Genomic DNA, 6257 nt, shown 5'->3' with positions numbered 1-6257 from the left:
CTTAAACCCTCCGATCCGTTATTTGTCACGCAAAAAGGCGGCCCCTACTCGCCCAATACATTGCAGGAACACATGGCCCTGATGCTGCGTGGCTGGGCGGGTATCGAAAAGGCCAGTTCGCACAGTGGGAGGCGCTCGGTGATCACCAACGTGATCCACAAGCAGAAGAAGTCGGTGAAGGTCGCGCAGAAGATCGCGGGGCATGTGAACCCTTCCACAACCTTAATCTATGAAGAACCACCCGAGGAGCAGATCAGCGAAGCGCTGAAATCGCTTTAGTGCTGATCTATCTTCAGTAGTGGAAGATCGTAAAATCGTTGGGCAGCTCTGCTTTAAGCATTTGCAAAGCTTTGAGTTCGGCACTGTGTGCACCAGAGAGCGATAGGCGAGACAGGTCGGATGGGACTATGTACGCCACATGATCAACTACATCGAGCGCTTTACGACGGTCGCTTTCGGAATGATCTAGCCAAGCAAAGGTGGATGCCATCTATTCTTACCTCAAATTACCGCTTACTCATGTGTGCTCACAATAAGAATCATCCCCGGTTAAGAGGCTTCAACAGCAAGGACATTCAATACAAACCTGACCCCGCTCCTTCTAGCAGCTATAGAAGTCACTACATATTGAGAAGCCAAGAAAGCCGGGTACCAGAGGGTCTGAAGTGCCGATTCCCCAAGAAAAACAGATCCCAAACCTAACAATATGAACATGGCAAACGATAACCATGTTATATCTCTCGTCAGAAGAAAGTCCTTATGAGCACCCATGACACTAGGTTCACTTTCGCGTGCCCGGTAGATTCGATACCACAATCGATTTTGTTCTGATGGATCACTAGGGAAGTCGCCGATTTTTTCTTGCAACCTGTGCGGATCAATCCGTGGATCCTTCCCCAGATACCGAGTAAAAGCACGATGCCCAGGCAAAGGGTTAGGCCATCGCCAAAATACAAGAACCGCTTTCAACTGCGGGCTTATCAGGTTACTGACAACCGTCGTCACCACCACACCAAGGCCAACAGCACTCAAACTCTCCCAGTTAGACTGTACCCACTGAATGGCACCGGGCACTCCGTCTAGGCCTATGTAGGTCACGACTGCGAATGCCGCCAAGTTAACGACAAGAAAACCGAACAACCAGATCTGGTTTTCTGATTTCAAATATCTGTCGCTTCGAGCCATGAAACCGATTGTTCTACTCTGGTTCGATTTCATGGCCAATCACGGCTCCTAACACCGCACCAAATACGGCGGCCACAACGCGCAGATGTGGTGGAACAAAAAATGTCGCAAGCGTACCGACGGCTCCTCCAGTCAACGCATTACTTATTTTCTTACCTTTTGACAATGGCGCATTTGTATAACCGTTCTTTGCCCGGGCAGATCTTGTTGTCGAACTACCTTTGCTTCTATTACAGGTAACGCATGAAGCATACAGATTATTCAGATGATCCGTCCCTCCCTTTGCGCGCGGCACAGAATGTTCCACTTCCCATGCACCTCTGGCATCGGTTTTCCCGTAGTTATTAAAACTCAGTTGACACCGACAGATATGACACCGCCCATTTGTTTTCCTGAATATGCGCTCACGCTTCTCAATGTCATAGGCCATCTTAATTTTCCTCACTTCTCTCAACGTATTTAGATGCCAATGCAGCAGTTTCTGACCTGGCACGTTTTTGCGCTTCATCGACTTCTTTCCGATTCAGCAATATGATCTGCTGTCGTTCCGGCCGCACTTCCTCTGGCTTAAAATCCAGCCCGAGTCGCCGTTCTAGATAAAATGAAAGACTGATCCGAGTCTCTACGGATATCTCTCCCTGCTGCATGCCATAATCGAGCTCAATAGCCTTTCGTGCAGCTTTCCCAAGATCCGGATGTGGCCCAATGCGAAAAGTCAGAAACCGCTGCCACTCTACGTCGTATTCAGCATTTATTTGATCAGGCCTCGTCTCATCAAGCGAAAGCATTCGAGCGAACACGAAATCCTGGAACCGGTTCCTCGTGTGGCACCAAGCTCGCACGTGCCATCGGAAACCATCAAATGCGAGCGCGTGAGGTGTCAGCCAGCGCCAAAGAGGATCAGGCCTTGAAAGCGACTGATACTCAACATGTATCGCACTCCCCGTGCGAATAACATCGAGCACCTTCCGTAGCTTCACAGGATCAACACTTCGCGCAATACTGGGTACGGTTGCATATGGCGGAACCCACCCCAGCCAACTTTCCTCCTTTGGCAGAATGCCATTGGCGATCAATCGCAGTTGCGCCAGGTATCTCTGGGCATCAAGTTCCAGTAAGACCGGTTTGAACTCCCTTGTAACCAAGTATGACTTGGCACGCTTGTCATAGACCAGATTCTGCTTTGCCACTTCCTGATAGCGACCAAGATCCGCAGATGCCTGTGGTACAGAAATACCAAAGAAGTCAACGAGATCTGAACGATTTACCCTACCCTCCCAGAATAGCCGAAACTCGATAAATTCCAGTCGGCGCTCAATACTCCAGCGCATTTTCTCCGACGGACCATCACCGCTCATCAAGTCACTCCCGTATACTTAGTATATTGACATAGTTACTATACGTATAGTATCTTATCTCATTATCTACCCCTGTCAACCCCTTTTCGGGCTCGGGGGTACCGTTGAATCGCGTGTGGAGAACCGAATATGAATGCCAAAATTACCTTTTTTCCGGTCGACAACGGCGACATGACGCTCGTGGAGCTTGAAAGCGGCCGGACCATCCTCATCGACACCAATATCCGTGCGGCCGCTGATGATCCTGATGATCCGACCCGCGATGTTGCCAAAGACCTGCGTGACCGACTGAAGCGGGATGACCAAGGCCGGCTCTACGTCGATGTATTTCTACTGAGCCACCCCGATCAAGATCATTGTTCAGGCCTGGACAAGCATTTCCACCTCGGCAAACCGGAAGACCATTCCGGCGATAAGATTTTCATCCGAGAGATCTGGTCTTCACCATTGATTTTCCGTCGCGCATCGAAAAATCACACGCTCTGCCTAGATGCCAAGAAATTCAACACTGAGGCCAAACGGCGCGTTTCCCGCTACCGGGAATCCGGCCTTTCTGTCTCAGATGGCGACCGTATCCAGATACTGGGGCGAGACGAGAACGGAAAGACCGATGATCTTACGGAGATTCTGGTCGAGGTTGATGGCCTGATCGAAAAGGTTAACGGCCATGACGACCCGGGCATGTCAGCCCGCCTGCTCGCGCCTCTGCCGCTAAGTGATGACGAGAGTGAAGAAGCCACTCTCACGAAAAATAATTCCAGCGTCATACTCCGGTTTACAATCACCGCGGCCGGCGGCAGCTGCCGCTATTTGACCTGCGGCGACGCCGAGGTGGCGATCTGGGAACGTCTGTGGGACCGGCACAGGAACCGCGCATACTGGCTGGAATACGACCTCCTGCTATCCCCGCACCATTGTTCCTGGCATTCCCTGTCATACGATAGCTGGAGCGAGAAAGGCGAAGATGCCGAGGTGAATAAAAATGCGCGCAGCGCACTTTCCCAGGCGCTCAGCGGCGCGAATATCGTTGCGAGCAGCAAACCGATCAAGGATGATGACTCAGACCCGCCCTGCATTCGCGCGAAACGTGAATACGAAGACATTCTGGAACCTGTAACAGGCGAATTCCGTTGTACTGGCGAATACCCTTCCAAGGGAAAGCCGGCTCCCATGGAGTATGAAATCGGTCGTAATGGCTTGGCGCTGAAAAGCGCTGCACTCGCAGCGCCGGCTATCATCTCCAGCAGCGCGGTTGGTGGTCAACCCCTGCCGCATGGCTAATTCCGGCAGCTCTGACAATACGCCCCCCTGGGTGATCGAACATGCGCTGAACCAGATCGGTAAACACCCGCATGTAGATACCGTAGGGCCTGTCGAAATCAGCCCCGACGGTATCTACGTGGCTTCGGTGTCTATCAGAACCAACCTGCCCACCGCATGGCGAGCTGCCGGAAAGAGCCCGACCGGAGTCCAGCTTGTTGAACAAGCTGTCTTCCAGTTCCCGCCAGATTATCCGGCTAACCCACCACTAATCTATCTCCGCAATGATTTCAACCGCTCCTTACCCCATATCCAACCGGGCGACCCGGAGGACCCAGTTGAACCATGCTACCTTGACGGCGACCCGCGCGAGCTGCTTCACAGGCAGGGGATTGGCGCCATTGTCAATCAATTGGTCTACTGGCTGGAGCGAGCAGCAAAAGATGAACTGATCGATCGCGAACAGGGCTGGGAACCTATCCGCCGCGACTCCATCGATGATTATGCGGTTGTTGAACACAGCTCCTTGCGACAACTTGTTCGGAAACACGCCGCGTTCAGGTTCCTTCCCGTCGAATACGTCAAGTTTATTGGACCCGTTGATGCACAAAGACCTGGTAAAGGGTATTTATTCTATGGGTCAGTGCTTCCAGAACCTGTGTCGGTTAACCGGAAGTCGCTGGGCGATCTGCGGGTATCGCAAACATCATCGAAAGGCTTTCAGTTTGGTGAATCCATCGCCATTTTTGCTACACCCGGGAAACTGCCCTCCGGCGATCCTTATATATGCGACCAGTATCTACCGGAAACAGTGACCAACCTATCGATGCTGGTACAGCAGGCCCATAGATACGGCTGCGGGAAGGAACTCGAAGACGCGCTCACTCACCTGCAGCGACAAACTGCCGATATCCCAACTGTCACGCAAAGCATTCCAATTCTTGTCATCCTCTGCGCAAGACGGCCGACACATCTAATCGGTTCCAGCAGCGATCTGGAACTTATCCCCTATCTGCTTGAGACGCCGGCGCCAATGTTTACTGACGACCATGCCGCCATCCCAGTACATCCAGTAGCATTGCGACATGCCATCTCACCACAGCTTTTGCGGGATGTGTCAGGCATTAACACACCTGATGATCGTATTCTGGTACAGCTCGGTTGCGGCAGCCTGGGGTCCAAGATTGCCCTACACATGGCCCGCGCTGGCCTGGCCCCCTCGGTGGTTGCAGATAACCGGACTATGTCACCACATAATGCCGCCCGCCATGCTCTGGTGCCCAGCAAAGAACGCTTTAATATCCTGTGGATGGTGCCGAAGGCAGAAGCGCTGGCAGATGCCATCAACGGCCTGGGGCAATCTGCAGAAGCCGTGAATGTCGATGCCGTTTCTCTCAGCGCGAACAAAAAGCGCTTGTGGAAAGTCATACCCAAAAAGGCCTGGGCTGTCGTTAATGCCACCGCATCTCTTGCAGTGCGTGACACACTCGGCGCACTCTCCACAGCTACCATGCCTGCACGTGTTATTGAAACCTCACTATTCGCGGGAGGTTCAATCGGTCTGATGACGATCGAAGGACCCGACAGGAATCCGAACACATCAGATCTGATCCTCGATGCCTACGAGATGATTCGGTCCGACGAATCGATCCGGGAACATTTCTTCAGTATCAATGGGAATCTGGAACGCCAGGAAATTGGCCAGGGTTGTTCATCGACGACGATGATAATGCCTGATACCGATATTTCCCTCTTCGCCGCACCCATGGCTCGTAAGCTATTGGAAATACGGCAGCAGGAATTACCCGAATCCGGCCAGGCAATTATCGGCAGGCTGGATCCCGACGGACTAGGGTTGACCTGGACATCTGTTGACGTGGGGCCATATCTCTGCGTACAAGCCGAAAATAATTCTTCCTGGCAAATACGAATTTCACCACGTACTCATGAAATGATTTCTGAGGAATGCGGCCGGTACCAGGATGTTGAAACGGGCGGCATCATAATGGGATCTGCATCCGTAGTCAGAAAGACAATAACCATCACTAATGTCCTTCCTGCTCCTGTTGACTCCCAACGCTCTGCCGCCGCGTTCATTCTCGGAACGCAGGGTGTTAACCAAATGGTAGAGGAATACGCAAAACCGACAGGCTTCGCCTTACACTGTGTCGGTACGTGGCATAGCCACCTGCAAGATTCTGGAGGATCACCCCGTGATTATCAGACGGCGGCGATGATTGCCGCAAAAATCGCAATACCTTCAGTTTTGCTAATAAAAACACCTTCCGGTTACCGGGCAATCCTGGCGAAAGGTGATTGATGCACCTTGGCTCCCATAATACGAGTCTTCTCCAGGCCGTATCCAATCAGCAACACTTCCGGATGTACCCAAATGCCTTTTCGAATAAGTCCAGCTATCAACAGATAAGCGGAAACGAGCAAAAACACCAGATC

7 protein-coding genes are annotated in these 6257 nt (G+C 52.1%); 3 read left to right on the top strand and 4 right to left on the bottom strand.

The features are described 5' to 3' along the window. Nucleotides 1-279: tyrosine-type recombinase/integrase (locus tag ACOCD2_RS10465; protein ID WP_419625694.1), on the top strand; the 279-nt coding region annotated here is incomplete at its 5' end. A 13-nt stretch (nt 280-292) separates the two neighbouring features. On the opposite strand, the gene ACOCD2_RS10460 is transcribed toward ACOCD2_RS10465, so the two are convergent. The 4 genes from ACOCD2_RS10460 to ACOCD2_RS10445 are packed head-to-tail and all read right to left on the bottom strand — an operon-like array spanning nt 293 to nt 2543. Continuing rightward, the gene (locus ACOCD2_RS10460) at nt 293-490 is read right to left on the bottom strand and encodes a hypothetical protein (RefSeq protein ID WP_419588417.1); all 198 of its coding nucleotides are present in this window, start codon (nt 488-490) and stop codon (nt 293-295) included. 59 nt (nt 491-549) lie between these two features. Continuing rightward, complete coding sequence (locus tag ACOCD2_RS10455) at nt 550-1185, bottom strand: hypothetical protein (protein WP_419588418.1); 636 nt, start codon at nt 1183-1185, stop codon at nt 550-552. Between the two features lie 13 nt (nt 1186-1198). Continuing rightward, nucleotides 1199-1615 (bottom strand): HNH endonuclease, encoded by a 417-nt coding sequence (locus tag ACOCD2_RS10450; protein ID WP_419588419.1) that lies wholly within the window; start codon nt 1613-1615, stop codon nt 1199-1201. 1 nt (nt 1616) lies between these two features. Beyond that, on the bottom strand, nt 1617-2543 hold the full coding sequence (locus ACOCD2_RS10445; RefSeq protein ID WP_419588420.1) for a WYL domain-containing protein: 927 nt from the start codon (nt 2541-2543) through the stop codon (nt 1617-1619). A 129-nt stretch (nt 2544-2672) separates the two neighbouring features. Here ACOCD2_RS10445 and ACOCD2_RS10440 point away from each other — a divergent pair, with 129 nt between their 5' ends. Continuing rightward, nucleotides 2673-3824 (top strand): ComEC/Rec2 family competence protein, encoded by a 1152-nt coding sequence (locus ACOCD2_RS10440; protein WP_419588421.1) that lies wholly within the window; start codon nt 2673-2675, stop codon nt 3822-3824. After that, nucleotides 3817-6123: a ThiF family adenylyltransferase gene (locus ACOCD2_RS10435; RefSeq protein ID WP_419588422.1), complete on the top strand. Its 2307-nt coding sequence runs from the start codon at nt 3817-3819 to the stop codon at nt 6121-6123. The genes ACOCD2_RS10440 and ACOCD2_RS10435 overlap by 8 nt, the downstream gene beginning before the upstream one ends. Nucleotides 6124-6257 lie beyond the last annotated feature (134 nt).

Origin of the sequence: Thiolapillus sp., from assembly GCF_048562965.1 — a bacterium.
Classification (GTDB): Bacteria; Pseudomonadota; Gammaproteobacteria; order Chromatiales; family Chromatiaceae; genus Thiolapillus; species Thiolapillus brandeum_A.
The sequence above is the reverse complement of the archived record's forward strand: the minus strand, read 5'-3'. Positions and strand labels throughout refer to the sequence as shown.

What these genes read in the sequence shown, in the direction of transcription:
- ACOCD2_RS10460 (WP_419588417.1), bottom strand. Translation starts at nt 490, where the DNA reads ATGGCATCCACCTTTGCTTGGCTAGATCATTCCGAAAGCGACCGTCGT.
- ACOCD2_RS10455 (WP_419588418.1), bottom strand. Translation starts at nt 1,185, where the DNA reads ATGGCTCGAAGCGACAGATATTTGAAATCAGAAAACCAGATCTGGTTG.
- ACOCD2_RS10450 (WP_419588419.1), bottom strand. Translation starts at nt 1,615, where the DNA reads ATGGCCTATGACATTGAGAAGCGTGAGCGCATATTCAGGAAAACAAAT.
- ACOCD2_RS10445 (WP_419588420.1), bottom strand. Translation starts at nt 2,543, where the DNA reads ATGAGCGGTGATGGTCCGTCGGAGAAAATGCGCTGGAGTATTGAGCGC.
- ACOCD2_RS10440 (WP_419588421.1), top strand. Translation starts at nt 2,673, where the DNA reads ATGAATGCCAAAATTACCTTTTTTCCGGTCGACAACGGCGACATGACG.
- ACOCD2_RS10435 (WP_419588422.1), top strand. Translation starts at nt 3,817, where the DNA reads ATGGCTAATTCCGGCAGCTCTGACAATACGCCCCCCTGGGTGATCGAA.